This window comes from Pseudoalteromonas sp. APC 3224 (assembly GCF_030407535.1).
Taxonomy (GTDB): Bacteria; Pseudomonadota; Gammaproteobacteria; order Enterobacterales; family Alteromonadaceae; genus Pseudoalteromonas.
In genome coordinates, this window is record NZ_JASDDF010000010.1 from 95,730 (window position 1) to 120,000 (window position 24,271).

Here is a 24,271-nt window from a genome sequence, read left to right on the forward strand (position 1 = left end):
GGTGGAGTGGTAGTTCAGTTGGTTAGAATACCGGCCTGTCACGCCGGGGGTCGCGGGTTCGAGTCCCGTCCACTCCGCCACTTGTTATTTCCTAAATAACAAGTTAAAAAATACTTCCCTAATTAATAACAGCTAATATATTTTCTATCAGCTATCAGCTATCAGCTATCAGCTATCAGTCACAATTAACAAGTCAGCCTTGATAGGCTTGAGTTAAAAAACACCTAGTTTAATTTTTAGTTTAGTTCAAAGCTTTACGTGTTATCAAAATTCAAATTATCTTTTAAAACAGTTCTTATTGTCCTTAGGCTAAGTCATAACGCCGCAGATGTAAAAAGCTTATCTTTATAGTGAACTATTAGGGTGAATCGCTGTTGATGATACAAACGGTTTCAGAGCTTCTGATGCTGTTTCAACTTGCTATAAAAGGTTTGTCGCTATTAGAAAATGACGCTACTTTATCGTTATTGTTTTTTAAAGCTGTTGGGGTGGGTTTTGTTTATTATAAAAGTTTATTTATAATATAAAGCTGATCTAAAAAGGATATTTTATGATTGAAGTGATTGGCTTAAATAAGCAGTTTGCCGCCAACGTTGTATACCATGATTACAATAAGGTGTTTAGCAGCCAAAAAGTGTGTATTGATGCACCTAACGGCCAAGGCAAAACCACGTTACTTATGATGCTAGCGGGGCTTGAAAAGCCGCAAAGTGGCACATTTTTATTTGCAGGGGAAACACTTAAAGAACTAGATAAACAGGTCGCTATTGCTACTGATCGTATTGCTTTACCAGATTTTTTAACTGCCAATCAAATTATACATTTATCTGTTAGTACACTCGGTTGCCCATGGCCTAATGCAATGGTTAGTGGTTTTAATTTTGGCGAATTTCTTAATACGCGTTTTGATGCATTATCCTCAGGCAATCAAAAAAAGTGCCAGTTAATTTTAGCATTAATGCGCAAGGCACCTTATCTATTACTTGATGAGCCGAGCGCAGCCCTTGATCAGGCAAGCATCCAATATCTTCTTTCCTTACTTGACACTTACTTAGCAGATAAACTAAACGGGCAAATTATTATTACTTGTCACGAACCTACTGTGTTTGTTGAACATGGCTTTGAGCGCATATCGTTATGAATATTGCACCAAGTAAACACCCATTAGCTCAATATAGAGTGTTTATGGGTTACCGGTATTTAGCTTATAACCAAGAGCTTAAGCAATTATTATTACAACTGAAAAGTTTTGGGTTGTTATTTTTAGTGGTGTTAGGCTCATCGATGTTGGGTTTGATATTGCTACTTTTTTTAGGTCTCGGAAAAATTATAGACAGTAGCGCAGCACCACAATACGGTGCACAAATGGCCTTATTTTATTTGTTATTACAAAGTGTGATGCTCAGCGCAATGAAGTCAGCAATTAAAAATAGTCAGCAGCGGCTATTCCAGCAAACTATTGCGCGATCAGTGTGGTTATATTTAGTTGATATTAAATTATTAACGCTAAGCAATGCTTGGTTAATAGCCAGTGTATTAATTGCGCTAGATTTAACGCTATCACAATGGGTTAAAGTACCGCACTTTGTTGTATTTATGTTGTTGCAATTTAGCTTGGGCGTTTTGTGCATATACAAACCCAGCGCACTGATATATGGCTTTATATTTAGCACGATATTAGTGTGTGTTCCTATTTATATGCAACCGCTCACCTATCATATAGGCTTTGCTTTACTGTTTACGCTGAGTCTTTTTGTTCCCGTGGTTAATGTTAACGGGCGAGTTGCAGTAAGTTCAATATTTGGTTTTTGGTTTTGTTATTTACTAAACCATAGCTGGGTACTTGTTTGGCGCGTGTCGCTACTTTTATGTATATTTATGGCATCAGCGGCACTAATAAACGAACGTGCTGATTTGGTACCTATACTCGTAGTGTTGACCATGGCTTTTATTGTGCTCTTTAGTAGCTCTTTGCAATTTGATTGCGGTAAAGTTCACGAGCAGTATCGATTGTTTTTTAAAACATGCCAGCGAGAACGTGCCTTTTATATTAGCCAGTTTTTACCTAGCCTATTACTGTTTTTAGTAGCAACGATAAGTTATAGCGTTATTTTTGGTCACATTCATATTGCATTATTTTTTATTGGTAATATGTGGTGTGTAATACAGGTTTACTTTGCGCAAAAAAAACCAGCGCATTATGCGCTGGTTTGGCTAATTTTAGCAGGGTTAATGCTAGCTTTACTAAATTAGTTAAGCAGCATCTGCCTTCTTAGCTTTAGCTTTGCTATTACGAGCTGCTTTGCCAGCAAGTAAATCTGCAGGGTCAAAGTCATCAACATTAATCACGTCTAGACGATCTTTTTCTACTGCAGCGAGCTTATCGGCTTCTGCTTGGCTTAAAATACCCGCTTCTAAACCCATTTGCGCCACTTTATCAAGCTGGAAGAATGGCAGCTTTACGCCTTTCTCTTTACATACACGCTCAAACAATGGCTCTACTTCTAGAACGTCTTTAAGCGTTTGCTCTTGACGGCCTACAAGGTTAAGCGGTTCGTTTGTAAGGTATACATAGCTTGCTAAACGATTACGTGTTTCGCTAGGAACTTGTAACAACTGCGCTAGTTTGTGCTCAAGTTTGTCGGTAGGTTTACGAACCGGACGACCAAACGGGAATAACAATACTTTTAAAACACCACGTAGTGGGGCCGACGGCATGTTATTGATTAAATCAGCAAGTGCACGTTGGCAGTGGTAAAGGTGATCCTGACAGCTCCATTGAACCAATGCAAAATCTTCTTTTTTACGGCCTTCGTCGTTGTAACGTTTTAGCGTTGCAGATACTAAGTAAAGGTAACTTAATAAGTCGCCTAAACGTGCTGAAATACGCTCTTTACGTTTAAGAGAACCACCAAATACCGCCATGCTAATGTCTGACATAAGTGCAAGTGATGCACTAAAGCGAGACGCAATACGGTAAAACTCTGCAGTTTCGTCTTTGTATGGCACGCTAGTAAAGCGAGCGCCAGTAAGTGCAAGCCACTTAGTACGTACTAGGTTAGACATGGTAAAGCCAATGTGACCCATTAGCGCTTTATCAAATACGTTAAGCGCTTCTTCGCGGTCTTCAATTTCACACGCACCTAGCTCGGTAAGTACAAATGGATGACAACGAATTGCACCTTGACCATAAATAATCATATTACGGGTCAAGATGTTTGCACCTTCAACGGTAATGGCAATAGGTGCACCTTGATAGCCACGACCCAAATAGTTATTTGGCCCAAGCATGATCCCTTTACCGCCTAGCACGTCCATTGCATGAATGGTTGAATCGCGCATTTGCTCGGTAAGGTGGTACTTAATAATCGCCGACACAACTGATGGCTTCTCGCCTAAATCAACTGCGCCAGTAGACATGCTTACTGCAGCGTCTGAGCTGTAAGCATAACCAGCAAGCTTCGCCATTGATTCTTCAACCCCTTCCATTTTACCAATAGGTAAGCGGAATTGACGACGAATACGGCTATAAGCACCGGTTGCTACTGCAATCATTTTTATGCCACCGGCTGAATTTGACGGCAACGTAATAGCACGACCAACCGATAAACATTCAACTAGCATACGCCAGCCTTGACCAGCCATTTCTGGGCCGCCAATAATGTAATCAAGTGGGACGAAAATATCTTTACCGCGAGTAGGGCCGTTTTGGAACGGCACATTAAGCGGGAAGTGACGACGACCAATTTCTACCCCAGGGGTATCTGTTGGGATAAGTGCACAGGTAATACCTGGCTCTTTAACGTCGCTTAATAATCCATCAGGATCTTGTAACTTAAATGCTAGACCAAGTACCGTAGCTACAGGCGCAAGTGTTATGTAACGTTTGTTCCATGTAAGGCTTACACCAACTACTTCTTCGCCATTCCATTGCCCTTTACACACTACACCGTAGTCTGGAATTGAGCTTGCATCAGAACCAGCCTCTGGCGAGGTAAGTGCAAAACATGGAATTTCTTGACCGCTTGCTAAACGCGGTAAGTAATGATTTTTTTGGTCTTCAGTACCATAGTGCTGTAATAGCTCACCTGGGCCTAACGAGTTAGGTACACCAACAATTGACGAAAGCAATGTTGATTTACTGGTTAGTTTTTGCAGTACACACGATTGTGCAAATGCAGAGAATTCTAAGCCGCCGTATTCCTTTTTAATGATCATGGCAAAGAACTTGTTATCTTTTAGATATTGCCATACATCCTGAGGTAGATCGGTAAGCTCATGCGTAGCTTCCCAATCGTCCAGCATGCTACAAACTACTTCAACAGGGCCGTCGATAAATGCCTGCTCTTCAATAGTAAGTTTTGGAACCGGGTATTGGTGAAGCTTTTTCCAATCTGGATTACCACAAAATAAATCCGCTTCCCACCACGTAGTACCTGCATCGATTGCTGACTTTTCAGTATCAGACATGCTCGGCGTTACTTTTTTAAAGATAGTGAAAATAGGCTTGATAATGTATTGCTGGCGAATACCAGTAACAGAAAGGGGTACTGCGATGATTAAAAAGATCACCCAGCTAATTAAACCAAAAGCACCGGCAAAGGTACCAATTAATAATGTTGCGGCAGAAACACCAAGTGCTGTGTTCCAACTCGCTCTGTGGTAAAGCGCAATGCTGAGCAGTGCGATTAAACCGAGTGTAAATATGAGTGTCATTGCTAATTCCTTAGTAGAGGTCAGACCACCTCGTTTAGAGTAGCGCTAGTAACGCTAAGTTTCAAGTACATTACTTAGATTAAAGTGTAGTTATCGGTACGATTATTACAATGCGTTGTATGTTATACGAACAGTTTGGCTGTAATCGTTTATTTTGGCTTATCATAAAAAAATATAAGCATTAAAAAAATCAATTAATCTAGTAGTAATATAAGTTTAATTAAGTAAATATACTTATGATGATCAGTGTACGCTTATTAAAAATAGAACGATATTCTATGTTTAGCTTTTTAAAGGTTTATTTATTTTATGTGTGAATTACTTGGCATGTCAGCCAATGTGCCAACGGATATTTGTTTTAGTTTTTCAGGGTTGTTGGAGCGTGGTGGAAACACGGGACCGCACAAAGACGGCTGGGGCATTACTTTTTATGAAGGTAAAGGCTGCAGAACCTTTAAAGATCCAGAGCCCAGTTACCAGTCAGAAATAGCAAAGCTGGTAAAAGCGTACCCAATTAAAAGTGTATCGGTTATTAGTCATATTCGCCAAGGGAATCGTGGTCGGGTGTGTCTTGAAAACACTCATCCGTTTACCCGAGAGTTGTGGGGGCGCGAAATAACCTATGCACACAATGGGCAGCTTTCAAATTATCACGATTTAAAACCAGAGTATTATCGCCCTGTGGGAAACACCGACAGTGAACTCGCTTTTTGTTGGTTACTTGACAAAATTCGCGAAAAATACCCAAAGCGCCCAAGTAATATGGCGTCGGTTTTTAGATATGCCGCCAAGCTTTCACATACACTGCGTGAAAAGGGCGTATTTAATATGTTATTGACCGATGGTGTATTTGTTTTAGCGTATTGTACTAATAACTTACATTATATAACGCGCCGTGCGCCATTTGGTAAAGCTACATTGATTGATGCTGACATGGTGATCGACTTTCAACAAGAAACCACACCAAACGATGTAGTAACGGTTATAGCAACAAGGCCATTAACTAATGATGAGCGCTGGCAAAAAATGCAGCCAGGAGAGTTTGCGTTATTTAAAATGGGTGAATTAATGTAGCTTGGGTAGCTAGAGTGAAACGAAACCCGACTCAAAGTTTCAAATTGATAAAGTGTATAAGTGTTAAAAATGAAAAACCCAAGTTATGTTTGTCACACTTGGGCCTTTCATTTGCACCTTGTAAGCAATTTACTCTGGTGTTATTTCGTTTTTCACTTCTGCAGGTAAAGCAGGTGGGTTGATCACGGTAAACGATTTCATTTGCACTTCAAACTGCTCCACACCTTTTTCACCCTTCCACATGCGCACTAGCATGTAATCCATTTCTGGGGCAAACCAGGCTAAAGCTTGGCGTTTATCGTTATCGTATAAGCGTTTAACTTTCACTGCTTCTACATTACCTATAGGCAGAGAAATCATTTCGGTTTCTACCACTTCAAAGTCGTAGTCACGGCAATTACCTTTTTTATCAACCAACGGAAACGAGAAGTTGGTTTTGCCTTTTTTAAGACCTTCACGAACTTGTACTTGATAAGAAATACCATCTTGGAAGTTATCATGCCATTGGCATTTTAACGGGTAATCGCTGGTGTTACTGGTAACCGTTTTGGTTTGACGGTCAAAGTTAATTTCATACTTTTTGTCAGGCCCAGTGCCTGTGCGGATCATAGCGTACTGAATTGGCTCTACGTTATCATTTATAAAGCTAAAGGTTGATGATTCTTGACGTGAGTCAGAGAAAATCATCCATTCAATATCACTGTGGTAAGTGACTTGGTAGTTATTATTATCGAGTTTTTTTAGTTCACGCTCGGCTTTGCCGTGATTAGTGCCTTTGCGCAAAATGTCATAACTAGCTTGATACTGGGTTAACTCGCCTGCAATCAGGCTGGTAGGAAGTAATAAAGTGCCCGCACATAGTAGCCAAGCACTTAATTTTTTATTTTGGGTAGTGCGCGCCGTGTGCAGGAAGTTGTTTTTCGTCAAGAACTGCATAATCTGCTTCCATCGTAAGTCGTTGTTCACTGAACCACTTGACCACCAAAGGATAAATTATGTGCTCTTGCGCATGCACACGTTTAGCGAGCGTGTCTGCTGTATCGTTTGCTAATACAGGCACTTTAGCTTGAAGAATAACCGGTCCGCCATCTAATTCTTCAGTTACAAAGTGAACACTAACGCCGTGAACGTCGTCTTTTGCATCAATTGCTCTTTGGTGGGTATTCAGCCCCTGGTACTTAGGCAACAAAGATGGATGAATGTTCAACATTTTTCCAACATATTTTTGCACTAAGCTAGGAGTTAGAATACGCATAAACCCAGCTAATACAACTAGATTTGGTTCAAAAGAGTCAATTATATGCATTAACTGGGCATCGTAAGCTTCGCGTGAGTCAAACTCTTTATGACTCAGTACTTGCGTAGCAATGCCTACACTTTTTGCACGCTCTAACCCATATGCGTCTGCTTTATTACTAATAACAGCCGCAATATGAGCGTTTATCTCGCCGCTTTCACAGGCATCAATAATGGCTTGTAAATTTGAGCCACTGCCTGAGATCAAAACTACTAGACGAGTGGGTGCCATTACGCATCACCACCTACAATTTCAACTTGCTCTTCGCCAGCAACCGCATCTTGAATCTCACCAAGGTGCCATGCGTTTTCGCCAAGATCTTTTAAAATGTTTAAACTGTTATCAAGTTGATCAGCAGGTACTACTAACACCATACCTACGCCACAGTTAAATGTGCGGTACATTTCGTGAGTGGTAATATTGCCATTTTCTTGCAACCAACTAAATACAGTAGGCCACTGCCAGCTATCACCTTTAACAACCGCTTTAGCAGATTCAGGTAATACACGAGGGATATTTTCCCAAAAACCGCCACCAGTAATATGCGAAAGCGCATGCACATCTACTTGCTTAAACAACTCAAGTAATGGCTTAACGTAAATGCGTGTTGGTTCTAAAAGGTGCTCACCTAAGGTTTTGCCATCAATCACTTGGTTAGTATCAGCGTTAGAGACTTCTAATACTTTACGAATTAGTGAGAAACCGTTTGAGTGAGGGCCGCTAGAAGCAAGCGCAATTAGCTGATCGCCTGCAGCTACTTTAGTGCCATCAATAATTTTTGATTTTTCTACCACACCGGTACAAAAGCCTGCCATGTCGTAGTCTTCACCATCATACATACCTGGCATTTCAGCTGTTTCGCCACCAATTAGGGCACAACCTGAAATTTCACAACCTTTACCAATACCGGTTACTACGTCGGCTGCTGTGTCTACATCTAGTTTACCCGTTGCATAGTAATCTAGAAAAAACAGGGGTTCAGCGCCTTGTACTATTAAATCATTTACACACATCGCAACTAAGTCGATACCTACGGTATCGTGCTTTTTAAGGTCAATTGCTAAACGTAACTTGGTGCCAACACCATCAGTGCCTGCTACAAGTACAGGTTGCTTATAACCTTCAGGAATTTCGCAAAGTGCGCCAAAACCACCAATTCCGCCCATCACTTCAGGACGACGAGTTTTTTTAACTACGCCTTTAATACGCTCAACAAGTGCATTACCAGCGTCGATATCTACGCCCGCGTCTTTATAGCTTAGAGACTGTTTTTGTTCGCTCACAGGTTTTCCTCAAAATAGTTGTTTTGATGCTTACTTAGAAACGCGCGTATTTTACAACAATTGCAAGGGCGCGGCTAGTTGAAATCTGGATTTGATTTTAAAGACAAGGACACTTGTCCGCTAGTTGCTGTATTAGTAAACAAAAAAAGCGCCCAATGGCGCTTTTTAACATGGAAATAAAAATTAATACTACAAATTAGGCTTTAGCTGTAAGTATCGCTCTAAGTGGTGCAGGGTAGCCTTCAATGGTTTTACTGGTGTCAGCGGGGTCTAAAAAGTCAACTAAAGATTCGTTTTCCATCCAGTCAGTTTTACGCTGCTCGTCGAGCGTTGTAATAGCACAATCTTTAATTTGCACATCTTTAAAGCCAACACGTTCCATCCACAATTTTAATGCCGCAGTGCTTGGAATAAACCATACATTACGCATTTTTGCGTAGCGGTCGGTCGGTACTAAAACGGTGTTTTCATCGCCTTCAATAACTAAAGTTTCAAGTACTAGCTCACCACCAGGGCGAAGCTGTGCCTTTAATTGCGCTAAAAAGTCGATAGGTGAGCGACGGTGATAAAGTACTCCCATCGAAAATACCGTATCAAATGCTTTAAGCTCTGGCAGGGCTTCTACACCTAATGGTAATAAATGCACGTTTTCATCAGGGTTGAAGTGTTTAATTGCCTGAAACTGGCACAAAAATAAGTCAGATGGGTCAATACCCACCACAAACTGTGCACCTTCACCGCGCATACGCCATAAGTGATATCCCGAGCCACAACCAATATCTAATACAGTACGGCCTTTTAATGGCTCAATATGCGGTAGGAGTCGATCCCATTTCCAGTCACTGCGCCATTCTGTATTAATGTCGATACCGTGCACATTAAATGGACCTTTTCGCCAAGGCATCATTCGTTTTAATAAATGCGTGGTTTGCTTTTTTTCGCCTTCAGTCATTTCGCCAGGCGCGCCTATTGCTACTTTGCTGACAATATCAACTTGGTTTGTTGATACCTCAGGTAAGTTTTTTAGTACTTTTTGCCATTGAGGCAAATCGCCATGGCTAGCCTCTTGTTGCCAATGCTTTAATTGCGCAGGCAAGGTTTCTAGCCAGTGGCTAAGTGGGCTTTGTGCAATAGCAGCGTAAAATTGGTTAAACCATGCAGACATGTGTCACTCTCTAAATTATTTAATTGCTACCATTGAGCAAAAATTAAAACATTGATACCACACTTGCGTTTGGCTAAAACCAATGTCGCTTAAACGTTGTGTATGTGTGCTAAGTGTATCGGGGCGCATAACGTTTTCAATGGCAGTACGCTTTTGGCTTATTTCCAGCTCAGAGTAGCCATTATGACGTTTAAAGTCGTGGTGCAAGTCAATCAGTAAGTTATCACATTGCTCATTTTCGGCTTTAATTTTTTCACTTAATAGCAAAACGCCACCAGGTTTTAAATTAGCGTATATTTTTTCAAGTACCGCTTTGCGCTGCACTGGTGGAATAAACTGCAGGGTGAAATTCATCGCCACTACCGATGCATTTTGAATATCAAGCTCGTTAATATCACCCAAGGTAACCGTTACAGGAACGTCTGATCTAAACCCTTGTAAATGGACCTTACAACGCTCCACCATGGCTTGTGAGTTATCTACAGCAATAATGTGGCAGCTATCAGTTTGAATATTACGGCGCATACTTAGGGTAACCGCCCCTAACGAGCAGCCTAGGTCATACAAATTTGAATTTGGCTGAGCATACTCACCGGCTAATTTCCCCATAGTACTGACTATGGTGGCGTAACCGGGTACCGAGCGTTGGATCATGTCGGGAAATACTTCAACCACATTTTGATCAAAACTAAAGTCTTTTACTTGTTGCTCAGAGGCATAAATACTGTCTTTTATACTCACGAAGGCAGTCTCTTTGAAAATAATAGTGCTATTTTAACATTTTATACTGGATAGTCAGTGATAAATTCAGTAGCTTGACTAGAATTATGAAGAATAAGTATAAAAGAGATTATTAAATGAGCAAAAGTAAAGTTATTAGCACCGACGATATATTAGCAACATTATGCCACTCAGTAACGGGTGTACTTTCATCAGCCAGCGGCAACGAGATCAGCTATTCAGCCATGGTACAAAAAATTACTCGTACTTGTATGCGACCAGACATAGGCTGTTTTGTTTTATTTGATGGGGGCTTTACCGGTTTAGTCGTTACCAACTTTACGGCGCAAGCTGCGATGGAAATTTACGGCGACTATATGCGTAATATGGGCATGCCAGAAGAGGAGATCGCGCATAGTCACTTATCTGATGACGTTTCAAACGTGATGGGTGAGTTGATGAACCAAATAGTGGGCGACTTCACGTCAAAAGTGCGTGAACAGCTACATACCTCTATTACCCAAAATCAGCCAAAAATGATGGCTATTAACAAGCAAGTGCAAATATCGGTTGATACCACTATGGATCGTCCGCAAGCACGCCGTGTAACGTTTACCACTCGCAACCAAAATATCTTCTATTTAGAGTTGGCGATGGATAAAACAGAGTTTATTAAACTTCACGATTTTGACATTGTAGAAGCCATAGACCCAGACGACATTATCGCAAACGAAGCCAAGCAAAAAGCGGATAAGGAAAAAGCAAAACAGCCAAAGCAAGATGATAGCGACGACGACTTTATGGCCGAATTAGGGCTTTAACGTTTTTACGTAGGTTGGGTTGAGTGAAACGAAACCCAACGAGCTTTTGAGCTGTCAGCTTGTAGCTATTAGTAAATTATAAAAACGCGGTTTAGCATCGCGTTTTTTATTTTTGAGTGCTTTAGTTATGATTCAATACGTAATTATATTTTGGCTGATCGCTCAATTATAGGGATTCTCCCCCCTCGCAATAGCTACACAAAAAATCCGTAAATCCAACTCTAGCTGATGGTACTCTGGCTCCATATGGCAACACAGGGCGTAAAAGCTTTTATTATGATCTTTTTCTTTAAAATGCGCGAGTTCGTGCACCACCAATGCTTTTAATAACGGCTCTGGCGCGCGCAGTAAATCGCTGTTGATAGCTAAATCATGCTTGCGGGTTTTACCTTGCATACGGTACGTGTGGGTACCGAGCGCATTGGTAACCATATCACCTTGTTTTTTAAACGCAGCGCGTCCAAATGGCGGGGCGTTTTTTAAATACTGCTTTTTAAGCTCAGTGGCGTAGCTATACAGTAACTTATCACTGGTAATACGATGCGCCTGCGGGTACTTTTTAAGTAAATACTCACTTACCTTTCCTGCTTTTATTAGTCCTAATACTTGCTCAACGATATTGGCAGGGTAGCCGGTAAAGTAACGTGCGTATTCACTCATTATTGTCTCTGTATTTTGAATTTATTTTTAAAAAAGTGCTTGCTGGTGGGCTTCTTTTTCGCCACTAAATGGATTGAGTACGTTGTGATTATACCCCAAATCTTGACAAAATTGGCGAGCTAGTAAAGGCGCTTCACGGTTATCAGCGGTATGAAAAAACACATAGGGGCTTTTGCCCTCATTGAGCCACTGGCTTACTTTGCTAAGCCAAGGCTGATAAAAGGTCTTATAATCGTTTTCTAAATCAGCAATAACAAAGCGCGCCATAGGCTGCGAGCCCGTTGCAATAGCGTGCACTGGTAAATGCGGCTTTTTCTGTTGTGCGTCTATTAGCGCTTCGGTGGTTGGCTTTACCGCAAAGAGCGCCCGAGTATCCATAGCAATGCGATTTATATTGTGTGCCATTAAAAGCTGATTAAGTGCGATTTCGGCCTCACCTTTTTTGAAAAAATCAGGGTGGCGTACCTCAACCCCATAGTTTAGCTCTTTAGGAAGTAAATCTATAAAAGCGGCAAGCTTCGCTAAATGTTGTGGCGCAAACGCTTTAGGTAATTGCAGCATTATTTGCCCTGTTTTTTCAAATAGCGGGGCGAATAAATTAAGCCAATTAGTTAGCTCATGTTGCACGTTAGTAAGTTGGAGTTCGTGACTAAAGCGCCGATGAAATTTAAAGGTAAATTTAAACTCATCGGGTACACTCGCAGCCCAGCGTAATACAGTGTCAGGCGAGGGGTCGGCGTAAAAGCTAGTATTACCCTCTACTGAATTAAAATGCTGCGCATATTCGCTAAGCATATCGGCATTTTTACACTGGCGTGAAAATAAGTTTCCTTTCCATGCGTTGCTCGACCACTGCGGGCATCCAATATATAGCATACAAACAAAAGCCTTGTTATAAAGTGCCGGTAGTGTAACAAATAACAAAACAGTGCGCTGTAAATTCAACCTAGAAAGGTAAACACGCCCTAGCATCTTCAACCGACTTGGGTATAATGCAGGGCTTAATTTGATTATTTTGAATTGCTAGCGGTTTTATTTTCATTTTGGTGTTTATAAAAACTTTTAAAACAACGGTGTTTAACCGCTATATGCCTTTTATCTGACAGGAAAACTATGCGCTCTATATACTGCGGACAGCTAAATAAAACTCACGTAGATCAGGAAGTTGAACTATGTGGCTGGATCAACAAACGACGTGACCTTGGCGGACTTATCTTTGTCGATTTACGTGATAGAGAAGGTTTAGTACAAGTTGTATTCGATCCGGAAGTTGAAGGATTAATGGAAACAGCTAACAAACTTCGTCAAGAATTTTGTGTTCAGTTAAAAGGGATTGTACGCGCTCGCCCAGATAGCCAAGTAAACAAAGATATGGCAACCGGCGAAGTAGAAATTTTAGGCACGGGTTTAACTATTATTAACCGCTCTGAGCCTATGCCACTTGATTTTAACCAAGTGAACTCAGAAGAGCGTCGTTTAAAATACCGTTACTTAGATTTACGTCGTTTAGAAATGAGCGACCGCATTAAATTACGTGCTAAAGCAAGCAGCTTTGTACGTCGCTTTTTAGATGAAAATGGCTTTTTAGATATCGAAACGCCAGTGCTAACTAAAGCAACGCCTGAAGGTGCTCGCGATTACTTAGTACCGAGTCGTGTTCATAAAGGTAGCTTTTACGCATTACCACAGTCACCACAGTTATTTAAGCAATTGTTGATGATGTCGGGTTTTGACCGTTACTACCAAATTGTTAAATGTTTCCGTGATGAAGACTTACGTGCTGACCGTCAACCTGAGTTTACTCAAATAGATTTAGAAACCTCGTTCATGAGCTCTGATCAAGTACGTGGTATGACAGAAAAGATGATCCGCGAAATGTGGCAGTCATTACTAAATGTTGATTTAGGTGACTTCCCAATTATGCCTTACTCTGAGGCAATGAGCCTATATGGTTCTGATAAGCCAGACTTACGTAACCCAATGAAGCTTATTGATGTAGCCGATTTAGTAAAAGACGTAGAATTTAAAGTATTCTCAGGCCCAGCAAACGATGAAAAAGGCCGTGTTGCAGTATTAACTGTACCAGGTGGTGCATCTCTTTCTCGTAAGCAACTAGATGATTACACTAAGTTTATTGGTATTTACGGTGCTAAAGGCTTAGCATGGATGAAAGTAAATGACCGTGATGCAGGCGTTGAGGGCGTGCAATCGCCAATCGCTAAATTCTTAAATGAAGACGTGATCACGCAGTTACTTGAACGTACTAATGCACAAACAGGCGATATCATTTTATTTGGTGCGGATAAACGCAACACCGTAAATGAAGCCATGGGTGCACTTCGTTTAAAAATTGGTATTGATTTAGAAATTACTAATTTAGATCGCTGGGCACCACTTTGGGTTGTTGACTTCCCAATGTTTGAAGAAGATGACGAAGGCACATTACACGCCGTTCACCATCCATTTACTGCTCCAAAAGATATTAGTGCCAGTGAGCTTGAAGCAAACCCAGCAGCGGCTATTTCAGATGCTTACGATATGGTATTAAACGGCTATGAAGTGGGCGGTGGCTCGGTACGTATTCACAATGCAGATATGCAAGAAGCAGCATTTAGAATTTTAGGTATTGAAGCGCAAGAGCAGCAAGATAAATTTGGCTTCTTACTTGATGCACTTAAATACGGCACACCGCCGCATGCAGGTTTAGCGTTCGGTTTAGACCGTTTAGTTATGCTGCTATGTGGTACTGATAACATTCGTGACGTTATTGCTTTCCCTAAAACAACACAGGCATCGTGCTTATTAACCGATGCGCCTAGCAAAGCAAACAGCGATTCGCTGACAGAGCTTGCTATTAGTGTAGTTGAGAAAGAATTACCAAGCGCAGAATGAAATCCTAGTGTTTAGTTAGATCAAAACCCCTTAGGCTAAATACCTAAGGGGTTTTTTGTTTGGCATAACCCAATTTAGGTGCTTTATATTTATGAGTGAGCTATTTAAAGATAGTCATTATTTCAGTGAGCCATTTTTAAACTTTACAGCAAATGCAAAGCGCTTTAGCGATATTGAGTTTGAACAATGTCAGTTTATTGAGTGCGATTTTAGTCACAGCCAGTTTAATGCCTGTCGGTTTATAGAGTGTGAGTTTATTAACTGTAATTTGACTGAGCTTAATTGGAATTACAGCTTACTAGAAGGGGTGAGCTTTGCAAATTGTAAACTCAATAGCATAATGTGGGGACAAGTAAATTGGCCACAATTAGCGCTAACATCACCGGTGAGTTTTAAACAGTGTGAGCTGAGCCATAGTTCGTTTTTTGAATTACAGTTAAAAGCGTTAACAATGACGAACTGTTTTGCCAAAGATGTTGATTTTAGGCACGCTAACTTAACTCAAAGCAACTTCTCGGATACTGACTTTAGAGACAGCCTGTTTCATCAAACTAATTTGAGAAAAGCAAACTTTGTTGGCGCAACGCAATTTAATATTGATATAACAAGCAATGATGTGAGTAATGCAAAGTTTGAACGGCTTGAAGCGTTAAATTTATTAGCTGGACTTGATATCGAGCTGGTTGATTAGCCGCAAGAGTTTACGGCTAATGCGTATATTTACTATTAGCAAGCAGGGCCATTTTTGTTGCGCGCGCTAGCAAGTGCACGGGCTATGCTCAGTAGCTCAGGCGAAATATCATCAGCGCCATCTTTAATCAGTTTGGTTACATCACCAGATGAATATAAGCTATCACGCGGCGATTTAATTCCCAGCTCTCTCACAAAGTCTTTGGTTTTACCTGTACTGCCGGTTTCAATGAACTTAAAAATAATCCGTTCGTTGTTACTTTTCGGCTCGGCTTGTAACACTTTAATTTCTTCTTGGTAGGCTTCAATTCTGCTTTGGAGAATGTCGATGCGTTGTTCAATGCTGCTATATGATTTCATGAATGGATTCTTTTGCGATAATAGTAAAACAATAATCGCTATTATCGCACAAATTAGCAAAGGCGCGCGCTAACCTTTATAATAAAAATTAATGTTAGTTAAAAATGTATAAGTAATACAAGGGAATGCATGTTAAAAATTATAAAAAAGCGTTTAATGTTAAGTGCACTGACTTTAAGTTCTACGCTATTTGCATCATCAAGTTATGCCCAAGACGATGCAATCATTGATGAAAGTCGTAATCGCTCTATACCTGTAAATATTACCCTACCAGCTAACCACCTTAAGTGCAGCGCGCAAGTCAAATGCCCTGTGGTATTTGTAAATGCAGGGTATGGCATTAGCCACGATGAATACACCTTTGCGAGTAAGTTATTTAATGCGCAAGGCTATTTAAGCATTGCGGTAGCACATGAACTTAAAAGTGACCCTGCACTTAATCGTGCGCAGCCATACCTAACTACTCGTATGGAAAATTGGCACCGGGGTGTTGTAACCCTCAAATTTTTAGTCAACGAGCTAAGTGTTAAATACCCTGAGTATGATTTTACAAAACTCACTTTATTTGGTCACTCAAATGGTGGAGATATTTCAGCCTTGTATGCAGCTATTTATCCAAGTGAAGTAAGCCAATTAATTACGCTCGATCACCGCCGCATGTTATTGCCACGCAATAAAAACACACGCGTGCTCACACTGCGCGGTAGTGATTATCCAGCCGATGCAAACGTGCTTTTAACCGACCAAGAGTTAACCGTTTATCCTGTTACGCAAACGTTGATAGAAAAATCACGTCACAACGATATGTATGATGGCGGGCCTAAATGGTTGGTAGATAAAATGAGTAAAGAGGTAGCGGCGTTTTTAGAAAATGAATAAGCTTTAGGGACGAGTAACAATGGAATTATATGAGCAAGTAGGCCGTAAATTTGTAGCTGGCATTTATACTTGTGATCTCAAAGGTTTTATTTGGACTGAAGCTTTTGAATTTATATTAAGATCATATGACCAGTTACATATTGAAAAAGATAAAGTTCATCTTGTTTGGACTGAAAATGGAGGGCAGTTAAGGCATAAGCTTTCAAACGATATACTTTTGCTCAGCGTCTTAAAATTGACTCTTCCAAAATACACCGGGAAAGCATTGGTACTATATCGTGATGAGTGCCAATTTTTATATGATCAAAATAAGATTGGTTTCTGTTGGACTCCTTTGCAAAGTGTTGCAGAGATGTTTGGTAGCGGTTTAAACGCAATTGAATCAGGAGGTGTTCTTTTAAAAGCTTATGCCCCAGAATCCGCAATTCTGTCTTCACCGAATAAGCACAGTACTGAACAGATGGAAGAATTTGAGTATACGTGTGACCCAACAGCTTTGCTTAATATTGAAGCTATACAATTTTTTAATAAATTTTAATTAAGCTTATATTTAAAAAAATAGCACAGTGCCACCTGCGCTATATTAACTTTACGGAAGTTACTCTACCAGTTCACTAACCACCAAAGGGCTGTTATGTAGCGTTTTATGCACAGGGCATTTGTCGGCTATTTCGAGTAATCGATTTCGCTGAGCGTCAGTTAAATCACCTATCAGGGTGATTTTTCGGGTGATGGCCTCTAGATTGCCGGTTTTTTCACAACCATCACAATCTTGGTTGTAATTGCGGGTATGGTTGAGCTCTACTTTTATGTGCTCTAGCGGCAACTCTTTGCGACTTGCATACATGCGAAGTGTCATTGCAGTACAAGCTCCAAGCCCAGCGAGTAAATGATCATAAGGGTCTGGGCCTAAGTTTTTACCGCCGACATCGGTAGGCTCATCAGCAAGCCACGTATGGTTTTTAGTACTCACGTGCTGAGTGAATTTATGATCTTTTTCTTCAACTAATACACTGCCGTTAGTTAATTTTGCACTATAGGGTGTTTTATCGTATTCAACATAGCGATTAGCCCACGTAGCAATGACATCGGCTGCGTAGTTAGCGTCTTCTTTATTGCTGAGTAAGTGATCGGCATTATCTAAACTTATAAAGCTTTTTGGATGCTTGGCAGCGGCGTAAATTTTTTCGGCTTCACTAATATTCACGGTGGCATCAATAGGAGAGTGCATAACTAACAAAGCACGCTTAAGCTTACCTATATGGCTGTTATCGTATTTGGCGATGTCATCTATAAATTGTTTTTTAATCGTAAATTCCCGCCCGGCTAAACACACTTTTGCTTCACCCGATTGGTTTATTTCATCTAAATGAGCAGCAAAGTTATGAGTAACATGCTGAGCGTCCGATGGCGCGCCTATAGTTGTAATGGCCGATACTTCAGGTATGTGCTCTGCTGCTGCAAGCACCGCAGCACCACCTAAACTGTGGCCTATCAATAACTGAGGTGCTTTAAAGTGTGTTCTTAAGTGATTGGCTGCAGCCACTAAGTCTTGAATGTTTGATGAAAAGTTACTGTTGGCAAAGTCACCATCGCTATTACCAAGCCCAGTAAAATCAAAGCGTAATACAGCAATGCCTTGCTGAGTGAGCGCGCGACTTATTCGTGTTGCAGCCGCTACATCTTTAGAGCAGGTAAAACAGTGAGCAAATAAGGCATAAAATTTCACTTCACCAGAGGGCTGTTCAAGTTGTCCAGCGAGTTCTAATTCACCGCTTTTAAAAGAAACTTTTTGTCGCATGTAGAGAGCCTTAACAAGTTGATATAGTGTGTGATGCTGATAAGGAATAGATTGGTACGATGGGGTGAAAATTCAATACAAGCGTTATTTTGATCTTGATCAAGGCAGAGAAGGCTTGCTTATTGAGTGCGGACATATGTCCTTATAATTTCAAGGGGGTTTGTCTATCCTCGCACAGCATAAAAATGCAGCCTTTATTACTTGAATTAAGTAGTTAAGCTATATTTGAATGTAATACTAATTTCGTGTAGACCTGTGGCTTAAGCGAATTAGTAAATGGCTTCTAACAACCTACTTACTGGAATGTACCATGCAATTACCTACAGTTGATTATAAAGCGGACGATGCGGCTGCGCAATTTGTTGAATCGTTGAGAAATACTGGTTTTGGCGTATTAAAAAACCATCCTATTCCGCAATCTTTAGTTGAGTCTATTTATAAAAATTGGCAAGACTTTTTTAACTCAGAGCAAAAGCATGAGTTTTTATTTTCAAAAGAAACGCAAGATGGTTATTTTCCACCGTCGGTATCAGAAGTAGCTAAAGGCCATACGGTAAAAGACATTAAAGAGTACTTTCATGTTTACCCTAAAGGCCGTGTTCCTGCACAATTAGAAGCAGATGTCCGTGAGTACTACCGTTTAGCTAATGAATTTGCGGCAACATTATTAAGCTGGGTTCAGGCTGAAGCGCCTGAAGAAGTGCGTGCTAAGTTCTCTATTGATTTAAAAGATATGATTGCCCAGTCTGAGCAAACGTTGTTACGTATTTTACATTACCCGCCAATGACAGGTGATGAAGAGCCTGGTGCTATTCGTGCTGCTGCGCACGGTGATATTAACTTATTAACCGTATTACCGGCGTCAAATGAGCCAGGCTTACAAGTACAAAAAACCGATGGCGGTTGGTTAGACGTGCCATGTGATTTTGGTAGTTTAATTATTAATATTGGTGACATGCTACAAGAAGCATCGGGTGGCTACTTCCCATCAACGATTCACCGTGTAATTAATCCATCGGGTAAAGCAACAACCAAATCACGTATTTCATTACCATTGTTTTTACACCCTCGTCCAGATGTGGTGTTATCTGATCGCTACACAGCAGATAGCTACTTACAAGAGCGTTTACGTGAGTTAGGTGTAAAATAATCTTTTAGCATTTGTAATGCTCAGGTAAATAAAAAGCGGCTGTTTAGCCGCTTTTTTAGTATTTGTGTTTATTGATTTGGCACAAAGTAAATAATGGCATGCATTCTGAGCCACTAAAGGTATAATGCGCGCAACTGGCCACTTTGGCCTAATTTGAAATAGAGAGTTTATATGAGTTTTGATGGTTTAGGTTTATCACAGTCTTTAGTTAATGCGGTTTTAGAAAAGGGCTATGAAACGCCAACGCCTATTCAGGCTCAAGCTATTCCAGCAATTATTGCACGTCGCGATGTAATGGCCGCAGCGCAAACCGGTACCGGTAAAACCGCTGGTTTTACTTTGCCGCTTATTGAGCGTTTATCGTCGGGTACTAAAGCAAAAAGTAATCATGTTCGTGCGCTTATTTTAACGCCAACCCGTGAGCTTGCGTTGCAAGTAAGTGAAAATGTTGAAGAATATGCTAAGCATTCAAACGTGAGTTCGTTTGTTGTTTACGGTGGTGTTAAAATTAACCCACAAATGCAGCGCCTGCGCAAAGGGGTTGATATTTTAGTGGCGACACCAGGGCGTTTAATTGATTTACATAATCAAAACGCGGTTAAATTTGATAGCGTTGAAGTACTGGTTTTAGATGAAGCCGACCGTATGTTAGACATGGGCTTTATCCATGACATTAAGCGCCTGATTGCAAAAATGCCTGAAAAGCGTCAAAACTTAATGTTCTCAGCCACGTTTTCGGATGATATTCGCGCGCTGGCAAAAGGGTTAATTAACGACCCCGTTGAAATTTCTGTTGCAGCTAAAAACACCACCGCAAAAAGTGTCACGCAAAGCGTATACGCAGTAGACAAAGCACGTAAAACGGCCCTATTAAGCCATTTAATTCGTAGCAACGATTGGCAACAAGTACTGGTATTTAGTCGTACTAAACACGGTGCTAATCGTTTAGTTAAGCAACTTGAACGCGATGATATTGTTGGTGCGGCAATCCATGGCAATAAATCTCAGGGCGCGCGTGTTAAAGCACTAGAGGGTTTTAAAAGTGGTGAAGTGCGCGTATTAGTGGCAACCGATATTGTTGCACGTGGTTTAGACATTGTTGAATTACCGCATGTTGTAAACTACGACTTACCTAATGTATATGAAGATTATGTTCACCGTATTGGCCGAACTGGTCGTGCGGGAGCATCAGGGCATGCTATTTCGTTTGTAACGGTTGACGATGCAGTAGATTTATACGGCATTGAGCGCTTTATTGGCGAGCTAATTCCACGTGCTGAAGAAGAAGGTTTTGAACCGGCTAACCCTGTTGCTGAGCGCGCACTCGATGCACGCCCGTTACCTGCTAAAAAGCCAAAGAAAAAACAACCATTTAATAAGCCTAAATCAGATAGCAGCAAGCCTAATAGCAAAAAGCCTAACAATGGTGGCAATGGTACGGGCCCACGTCGTGGTGGCTCTAAAAAGCCAGCAGCTAAAACCGATGATAATGCACAAAACCCATGGGCAAAGCGTCAATCGGTTGGGGGCAGTGGTCAACGCCGTCGTCGTCCAGCAAATAACGACTAATTAGGTTTAGTTCGCTTTAATAAAAAACGCGCTTACTTTTACTGGTAGCGCGTTTTTTAATGCCTATCTTAAAGCTTTACTAACCGATTAAATAATTAACTGCTAATCCTACAAATAAAGTAACACTAACGCTCAGTAACGTTCCTAGCATCACATATTCAGTGAGTTGTTTATCTTTGCTGGCACTTAAGTCGCCAAATCTAAACACCGATTTAGCGGCAATTAAAAACCCAAGCCCTGCAAACTGATCTAATAAAATAAATGTCAGCATAAGTACTCTTTCAAGCATACCAATACTTTGTCCTGCTAAGGGGAGGCTACCATCACTAGAAAAGTGATTAGTTAAACGCTCTAACATCATTCTTATAAATACCGCACTGGGGCTTAAAATAATAAGGTAACCAGTTATAATCCATAGCACTTTTGCGTTGCTTAATAACGCAATTACATTGTCAGCAAATTGCTGATTGTCAGTTAGCCAAATACTTATCGCAATAATGACAGTGATATGTGCAATTTGGTCTAATAAAAAAGGCACTACGCCTTTATTTGAATACGATTTCGCAATATCAATAAAGTAGTGACTGATCATAATAATGCCGGTCGCCAGTAATACGCTGCTTAGTTGTTGCCAGCCAAAACTATATTCCCAAAGTGCCACTGCGATTGCACTGGTAATTCCGTGAACCAATACATGGTAGTAAAGTTTTTTTGCTTTAAAATGACGGGTGTTTCTGTCGTTTACCCAGCTCATGGGTTGCCAATAAAAATCAGCGAGTAAGTGGCCAATAATCAGTGCAACGAGTAATAGTGAAAATTCCATTAGTCATGTCCTTGCTGTATGCTTTTAAGCTGTTGTTGTGCATGTAAAATAAATCGTTCTATCAGCTGATAGTTAGCAAGATTAAGCAGCTTAGTAACGTTTTCGCGGCTGGTGTTGAGCTCTTTAGCTAAAGCTGCATGGTTGTTATTAGTATGGGTTAAATATACATACAAAGCATTTGCTTGTTTTTGGGTTATTTTACACAGTAATACATCGACAAACGCTAGGTTTAGCTTAAAGCTCTCATCAACTGATTGATCTGCAATAGCAAATGTAAAACGCTGATTTGTCATTTTATCTAGCTCATGTCCAGAGAGAGTAAACGCAGAGCCTGTAGCAGTTTTTATACTCGTACTAGGGTTATCTATGTGCCCCAACGCCATACTTTGGCGCAATTCATAACCGGCAGATTTTAACTGTAGATAAATAAGAATAGCGGTGGTAACTAACTGTTCACTTTTATCGAGTTGCAGTTGAAATGCATCCCCGCGGTAAATATCCCAAGATGTTGTTTTATTGCAATTTGCACGTAAACTTTGCTCTAGCTGGTAAAGCATGGCATCGTATTGTTGTTTAGGTATTTTTTGCGATTTAATAATATCGCCGCTGATCACACCAATCATAAAAATCCAAATAGATTATTTATATGTAACTAAATTTGGTTACATTGTTAAATGTAACCGTATTTGGTTACATTGGGTTTGGTAGCTAATTTAGGTTACTTAACACGCAATTGCAAGTATTACTCATTGGGACATAAGAATGACCTCACAACAAAGCAGTAAACCTCGTGTAGGTATTTTTGTCGATGTACAAAATATTTATTACACCTGTCGCGAAAGCTACGGTAAAAACTTTGATTACAATGCCTTTTGGCGAATGATGGAGCAACAATACGATATAGAATGTGCGCTCGCCTATGCAATATACCGAGGTGATGAAAAGCAAAATCAGTTTCAAAATATTTTGCGCGCTATTGGCTTTGAAGTAAAACTAAAACCCTTTATTCAACGCCGTGACGGCAGTGCCAAAGGCGATTGGGATGTGGGTATAACCATAGATATGCTAGAGCAGGGGAAGCAGCTTGATAAAGTTATTTTACTCTCGGGTGACGGTGACTTTGCATTATTACTTGGGCATTTAAAAAATCAATATAATGTTCCGTGTGATGTATACGGTGCTGATAAATTAACCGCAGAGGTACTTAAGCAAAGTGCCGAGCAATTTCATTTAATTGACAAACAGCTACTACTTTAAAAAGTATAAGTATTGTATTTTTGATTTATTTTTGAGCAGAATGTTTGCGTTGATCATGAGAGTATTTAATACAACGGGTGCATAGATTAATTAAGCCTAATTTAGGCTTTTTTTATGGCGATAATAAATTGGGTTTAGTGGATGAGTATGGTAATTTTAAGATTCAATTAGTATCAAGGAATTACATGCTTAACTACAGTAATATGCCATTAGACAGAGGCTCAAATGCGCGCAAAGATCCTACTTGGGTAGACGCAAAAAAAACAGCAGACAGTTTATGGCTTTTAGTTAAAGGCAATCACACCTTATTTGCTAACAGTAGCCCTGAGGTGGTGTATTTAGCTTACCAACAAGTGGCGCATTTAGATTTAACGCAGGCTATTCTTTTAGGATCAAATAAACAGGATAATGCCGTATTTGCGCTAGACGTAACTGAACTCGAAGAGTCGTTATTAGCAACGATTGTTGGTGATGCCAAGTTTGCAGATATTCGTCAATATGGTACTCAAGTAGCACTTGAAGATGGCTCAAATGCAGCGCTTGCTCGTGGGTTGTGTTACTGGCATGCCACTCATAGTTTTTGTGGTCGCTGTGGTACCAAAAATCACTTAGTTGAAGGGGGGCATTCACGTTTATGCGACAACGCAGCCTGTATGCACCAAACTTTTCCGCGTACCGATCCAGCCGTTATTATGGTAGTAACTAAAACATTTTCTGATGGGATTGAACGCTGCTTATTGGGTCGCCAAGCAACTTGGCCAAAAGGATTGTATTCCTCGCTTGCCGGGTTTGTCGATCCAGGTGAAACCCTTGAACAAACCGTGATCCGAGAAGTAAAAGAGGAAGCGGGCATTACCGTTGAAAAAGCAGAGTATATTGCTTCTCAACCTTGGCCGTTTCCTTCATCAATTATGCTTGGTTTTATTGCCACAGCAAGCAGTGATGAAATAAGCACAGAGCAAGATGAACTTGAAGATGCACGATGGTTTTCTCGCCAAGAACTTGCGCAATTTAAAGATTGGCAACACGAGGGGGAGCATTTAAAGCTACCTAGAGCTGATTCGATTTCGCGTTATTTAATTGAATATTGGCGTACTCAGATAGAAGGATGAAT

The 24,271-nt window shown here is 40.5% G+C and carries 24 protein-coding genes and 1 tRNA gene; 13 read left to right on the forward strand and 12 right to left on the reverse strand.

Going from position 1 to position 24,271, the window contains the following annotated elements:
* Nucleotides 1–3: 3 nt before the first annotated feature.
* The 3 genes from QL989_RS07305 (at nucleotide 4) to QL989_RS07315 (ending at nucleotide 2,253) form a co-directional block, all read left to right on the forward strand.
* Nucleotides 4–80 (forward strand) — tRNA-Asp (locus QL989_RS07305).
* A 470-nt stretch (nucleotides 81–550) separates the two neighbouring features.
* Nucleotides 551–1,141, forward strand: a complete 591-nt coding sequence (locus QL989_RS07310) for an ATP-binding cassette domain-containing protein (RefSeq protein WP_290169374.1) — start codon at nucleotides 551–553, stop codon at nucleotides 1,139–1,141.
* On the forward strand, nucleotides 1,138–2,253 hold the full coding sequence (locus tag QL989_RS07315; protein WP_290169376.1) for a DUF6136 family protein: 1,116 nt from the start codon (nucleotides 1,138–1,140) through the stop codon (nucleotides 2,251–2,253). Before QL989_RS07310 ends, QL989_RS07315 begins: the two co-directional genes overlap by 4 nt.
* On the opposite strand, the gene fadE is transcribed toward QL989_RS07315, so the two are convergent.
* Nucleotides 2,254–4,716, reverse strand: a complete 2,463-nt coding sequence (fadE, locus tag QL989_RS07320; protein WP_010391432.1) for an acyl-CoA dehydrogenase FadE — start codon at nucleotides 4,714–4,716, stop codon at nucleotides 2,254–2,256. It lies immediately after the preceding gene.
* Between the two features lie 309 nt (nucleotides 4,717–5,025).
* Between fadE and QL989_RS07325 the strand changes: the two genes are divergently transcribed.
* On the forward strand, nucleotides 5,026–5,790 hold the full coding sequence (locus tag QL989_RS07325) for a class II glutamine amidotransferase (protein ID WP_138609645.1): 765 nt from the start codon (nucleotides 5,026–5,028) through the stop codon (nucleotides 5,788–5,790).
* 129 nt (nucleotides 5,791–5,919) lie between these two features.
* On the opposite strand, the gene QL989_RS07330 is transcribed toward QL989_RS07325, so the two are convergent.
* The 5 genes from QL989_RS07330 to cmoA all read right to left on the reverse strand — a co-directional run bounded on the left by QL989_RS07330 (nucleotide 5,920) and on the right by cmoA (nucleotide 10,276).
* Nucleotides 5,920–6,717: a DUF3108 domain-containing protein gene (locus QL989_RS07330; protein ID WP_232735522.1), complete on the reverse strand. Its 798-nt coding sequence runs from the start codon at nucleotides 6,715–6,717 to the stop codon at nucleotides 5,920–5,922.
* A complete protein-coding gene (purN, locus tag QL989_RS07335) occupies nucleotides 6,671–7,318 on the reverse strand; it encodes a phosphoribosylglycinamide formyltransferase (protein ID WP_054202175.1) in 648 nt (215 codons plus the stop codon). The genes QL989_RS07330 and purN overlap by 47 nt, the downstream gene beginning before the upstream one ends.
* Nucleotides 7,318–8,370 carry a phosphoribosylformylglycinamidine cyclo-ligase gene (gene purM, locus QL989_RS07340; protein ID WP_290169382.1) on the reverse strand — a complete coding sequence of 351 codons (1,053 nt, stop codon included), beginning with the start codon at nucleotides 8,368–8,370 and terminating at the stop codon, nucleotides 7,318–7,320. Before purM ends, purN begins: the two co-directional genes overlap by 1 nt.
* A 196-nt stretch (nucleotides 8,371–8,566) precedes the next feature.
* Entirely contained in the window at nucleotides 8,567–9,535 is a 969-nt protein-coding gene (cmoB, locus tag QL989_RS07345) for a tRNA 5-methoxyuridine(34)/uridine 5-oxyacetic acid(34) synthase CmoB (protein WP_138764625.1), read from the reverse strand.
* A 15-nt stretch (nucleotides 9,536–9,550) separates the two neighbouring features.
* Entirely contained in the window at nucleotides 9,551–10,276 is a 726-nt protein-coding gene (gene cmoA, locus QL989_RS07350) for a carboxy-S-adenosyl-L-methionine synthase CmoA (protein WP_055011763.1), read from the reverse strand.
* A gap of 116 nt (nucleotides 10,277–10,392) precedes the next feature.
* On the opposite strand from cmoA, the gene QL989_RS07355 reads away from it, so the two are divergent.
* Nucleotides 10,393–11,076, forward strand: a complete 684-nt coding sequence (locus QL989_RS07355) for a DUF3334 family protein (RefSeq protein ID WP_178955625.1) — start codon at nucleotides 10,393–10,395, stop codon at nucleotides 11,074–11,076.
* Between the two features lie 162 nt (nucleotides 11,077–11,238).
* On the opposite strand, the gene QL989_RS07360 is transcribed toward QL989_RS07355, so the two are convergent.
* Complete coding sequence (locus tag QL989_RS07360) at nucleotides 11,239–11,736, reverse strand: YgjP-like metallopeptidase domain-containing protein (RefSeq protein WP_290169389.1); 498 nt, start codon at nucleotides 11,734–11,736, stop codon at nucleotides 11,239–11,241.
* A gap of 27 nt (nucleotides 11,737–11,763) precedes the next feature.
* On the reverse strand, nucleotides 11,764–12,612 hold the full coding sequence (locus tag QL989_RS07365; protein WP_290169391.1) for a DUF72 domain-containing protein: 849 nt from the start codon (nucleotides 12,610–12,612) through the stop codon (nucleotides 11,764–11,766).
* A gap of 237 nt (nucleotides 12,613–12,849) precedes the next feature.
* Here QL989_RS07365 and aspS point away from each other — a divergent pair, with 237 nt between their 5' ends.
* Nucleotides 12,850–14,628: an aspartate--tRNA ligase gene (gene aspS, locus QL989_RS07370; protein ID WP_290169393.1), complete on the forward strand. Its 1,779-nt coding sequence runs from the start codon at nucleotides 12,850–12,852 to the stop codon at nucleotides 14,626–14,628.
* 91 nt (nucleotides 14,629–14,719) lie between these two features.
* The gene (locus QL989_RS07375) at nucleotides 14,720–15,319 is read left to right on the forward strand and encodes a pentapeptide repeat-containing protein (protein ID WP_290169395.1); all 600 of its coding nucleotides are present in this window, start codon (nucleotides 14,720–14,722) and stop codon (nucleotides 15,317–15,319) included.
* Nucleotides 15,320–15,354: 35 nt separating this feature from the next.
* On the opposite strand, the gene QL989_RS07380 is transcribed toward QL989_RS07375, so the two are convergent.
* The gene (locus tag QL989_RS07380; RefSeq protein WP_008111621.1) at nucleotides 15,355–15,678 is read right to left on the reverse strand and encodes a hypothetical protein; all 324 of its coding nucleotides are present in this window, start codon (nucleotides 15,676–15,678) and stop codon (nucleotides 15,355–15,357) included.
* 129 nt (nucleotides 15,679–15,807) lie between these two features.
* Between QL989_RS07380 and QL989_RS07385 the strand changes: the two genes are divergently transcribed.
* Nucleotides 15,808–16,557: an alpha/beta hydrolase gene (locus QL989_RS07385; protein ID WP_290169397.1), complete on the forward strand. Its 750-nt coding sequence runs from the start codon at nucleotides 15,808–15,810 to the stop codon at nucleotides 16,555–16,557.
* 19 nt (nucleotides 16,558–16,576) lie between these two features.
* The gene (locus QL989_RS07390; RefSeq protein ID WP_290169399.1) at nucleotides 16,577–17,095 is read left to right on the forward strand and encodes a hypothetical protein; all 519 of its coding nucleotides are present in this window, start codon (nucleotides 16,577–16,579) and stop codon (nucleotides 17,093–17,095) included.
* 60 nt (nucleotides 17,096–17,155) lie between these two features.
* On the opposite strand, the gene QL989_RS07395 is transcribed toward QL989_RS07390, so the two are convergent.
* Nucleotides 17,156–18,358, reverse strand: a complete 1,203-nt coding sequence (locus tag QL989_RS07395; protein ID WP_290169402.1) for a bifunctional alpha/beta hydrolase/OsmC family protein — start codon at nucleotides 18,356–18,358, stop codon at nucleotides 17,156–17,158.
* Between the two features lie 310 nt (nucleotides 18,359–18,668).
* On the opposite strand from QL989_RS07395, the gene QL989_RS07400 reads away from it, so the two are divergent.
* Together QL989_RS07400 and QL989_RS07405 are read left to right on the forward strand one after the other, a co-directional pair.
* Nucleotides 18,669–19,508 (forward strand): 2OG-Fe(II) oxygenase family protein, encoded by an 840-nt coding sequence (locus QL989_RS07400; protein ID WP_008111615.1) that lies wholly within the window; start codon nucleotides 18,669–18,671, stop codon nucleotides 19,506–19,508.
* Between the two features lie 171 nt (nucleotides 19,509–19,679).
* Nucleotides 19,680–21,077 (forward strand): DEAD/DEAH box helicase, encoded by a 1,398-nt coding sequence (locus tag QL989_RS07405; RefSeq protein ID WP_198522041.1) that lies wholly within the window; start codon nucleotides 19,680–19,682, stop codon nucleotides 21,075–21,077.
* 79 nt (nucleotides 21,078–21,156) lie between these two features.
* Here QL989_RS07405 and QL989_RS07410 read toward each other — a convergent pair whose 3' ends face one another.
* The gene (locus QL989_RS07410; protein ID WP_290169406.1) at nucleotides 21,157–21,900 is read right to left on the reverse strand and encodes a DUF3307 domain-containing protein; all 744 of its coding nucleotides are present in this window, start codon (nucleotides 21,898–21,900) and stop codon (nucleotides 21,157–21,159) included.
* Complete coding sequence (locus QL989_RS07415; protein ID WP_054202184.1) at nucleotides 21,900–22,523, reverse strand: hypothetical protein; 624 nt, start codon at nucleotides 22,521–22,523, stop codon at nucleotides 21,900–21,902. The genes QL989_RS07410 and QL989_RS07415 overlap by 1 nt, the downstream gene beginning before the upstream one ends.
* A gap of 139 nt (nucleotides 22,524–22,662) precedes the next feature.
* Here QL989_RS07415 and QL989_RS07420 point away from each other — a divergent pair, with 139 nt between their 5' ends.
* Nucleotides 22,663–23,157 (forward strand): NYN domain-containing protein, encoded by a 495-nt coding sequence (locus QL989_RS07420; protein WP_290169410.1) that lies wholly within the window; start codon nucleotides 22,663–22,665, stop codon nucleotides 23,155–23,157.
* Between the two features lie 185 nt (nucleotides 23,158–23,342).
* Nucleotides 23,343–24,269, forward strand: coding sequence for an NAD(+) diphosphatase (gene nudC / locus QL989_RS07425; protein ID WP_131690793.1), 927 nt, complete (start codon nucleotides 23,343–23,345; stop codon nucleotides 24,267–24,269).
* Nucleotides 24,270–24,271 lie beyond the last annotated feature (2 nt).

Bases quoted from the DNA above. Each gene is read 5' to 3' on its own strand.
- QL989_RS07310 (WP_290169374.1), top strand. From the start codon at position 551: ATGATTGAAGTGATTGGCTTAAATAAGCAGTTTGCCGCCAACGTTGTA.
- QL989_RS07315 (WP_290169376.1), top strand. From the start codon at position 1,138: ATGAATATTGCACCAAGTAAACACCCATTAGCTCAATATAGAGTGTTT.
- fadE (WP_010391432.1), bottom strand. From the start codon at position 4,716: ATGACACTCATATTTACACTCGGTTTAATCGCACTGCTCAGCATTGCG.
- QL989_RS07325 (WP_138609645.1), top strand. From the start codon at position 5,026: ATGTGTGAATTACTTGGCATGTCAGCCAATGTGCCAACGGATATTTGT.
- purN (WP_054202175.1), bottom strand. From the start codon at position 7,318: ATGGCACCCACTCGTCTAGTAGTTTTGATCTCAGGCAGTGGCTCAAAT.
- cmoB (WP_138764625.1), bottom strand. From the start codon at position 9,535: ATGTCTGCATGGTTTAACCAATTTTACGCTGCTATTGCACAAAGCCCA.
- QL989_RS07355 (WP_178955625.1), top strand. From the start codon at position 10,393: ATGAGCAAAAGTAAAGTTATTAGCACCGACGATATATTAGCAACATTA.
- QL989_RS07360 (WP_290169389.1), bottom strand. From the start codon at position 11,736: ATGAGTGAATACGCACGTTACTTTACCGGCTACCCTGCCAATATCGTT.
- QL989_RS07365 (WP_290169391.1), bottom strand. From the start codon at position 12,612: ATGCTATATATTGGATGCCCGCAGTGGTCGAGCAACGCATGGAAAGGA.
- aspS (WP_290169393.1), top strand. From the start codon at position 12,850: ATGCGCTCTATATACTGCGGACAGCTAAATAAAACTCACGTAGATCAG.
- QL989_RS07375 (WP_290169395.1), top strand. From the start codon at position 14,720: ATGAGTGAGCTATTTAAAGATAGTCATTATTTCAGTGAGCCATTTTTA.
- QL989_RS07380 (WP_008111621.1), bottom strand. From the start codon at position 15,678: ATGAAATCATATAGCAGCATTGAACAACGCATCGACATTCTCCAAAGC.
- QL989_RS07385 (WP_290169397.1), top strand. From the start codon at position 15,808: ATGTTAAAAATTATAAAAAAGCGTTTAATGTTAAGTGCACTGACTTTA.
- QL989_RS07390 (WP_290169399.1), top strand. From the start codon at position 16,577: ATGGAATTATATGAGCAAGTAGGCCGTAAATTTGTAGCTGGCATTTAT.
- QL989_RS07395 (WP_290169402.1), bottom strand. From the start codon at position 18,358: ATGCGACAAAAAGTTTCTTTTAAAAGCGGTGAATTAGAACTCGCTGGA.
- QL989_RS07400 (WP_008111615.1), top strand. From the start codon at position 18,669: ATGCAATTACCTACAGTTGATTATAAAGCGGACGATGCGGCTGCGCAA.
- QL989_RS07405 (WP_198522041.1), top strand. From the start codon at position 19,680: ATGAGTTTTGATGGTTTAGGTTTATCACAGTCTTTAGTTAATGCGGTT.
- QL989_RS07410 (WP_290169406.1), bottom strand. From the start codon at position 21,900: ATGGAATTTTCACTATTACTCGTTGCACTGATTATTGGCCACTTACTC.
- QL989_RS07415 (WP_054202184.1), bottom strand. From the start codon at position 22,523: ATGATTGGTGTGATCAGCGGCGATATTATTAAATCGCAAAAAATACCT.
- QL989_RS07420 (WP_290169410.1), top strand. From the start codon at position 22,663: ATGACCTCACAACAAAGCAGTAAACCTCGTGTAGGTATTTTTGTCGAT.
- nudC (WP_131690793.1), top strand. From the start codon at position 23,343: ATGCTTAACTACAGTAATATGCCATTAGACAGAGGCTCAAATGCGCGC.